Annotated in this window: 1 protein-coding gene; it reads right to left on the reverse strand. The window is 45.4% G+C overall.

The annotated features are described in order from the left end of the window. Positions 1-139: 139 nt before the first annotated feature. The coding region (locus DXZ20_RS05185) for a hypothetical protein (RefSeq protein ID WP_250565636.1) at positions 140-394 on the reverse strand (255 nt) is incomplete at its 5' end.

Below are 394 nucleotides of genomic sequence, written 5' to 3' on the forward strand. Positions count from 1 at the left end.
AACCCCCTCAGATTAGCATCAGGATATTTAAATCCTAACCCCTCTGATGAATTTTTAATATTTTGAGTGCCATCTCTAAGAGTCTTGTGGGTCGGCTATCTGGGCTCCTTTGGTCTGTCATCGACCATCTCCAGTCAGATTAATTCTGGGATGTGGTTTTTTCATGATTGAATCCTGCGATCGCGCTGATAATGCCAATAATGGACAGCACGGTTTTGCAAATCAGCTCCAGCGTATCGGAATCACCAAACAGCAATAGCGATGTAGCGCCCAACACCACGATAGCCAGGCCTAATAACCAACGGTTTTGCTGCTTCAACCGTGAGTCTTGGCGCAGATTTTTGGCTTTCACAGTTCTGAGCTCAGTTTTGATCGTACTGACCTCTTTCTGTAG

The organism is Adonisia turfae CCMR0081, assembly GCF_011009555.1.
Taxonomy (GTDB): domain Bacteria; phylum Cyanobacteriota; class Cyanobacteriia; order Phormidesmidales; family Phormidesmidaceae; genus Leptothoe; species Leptothoe turfae.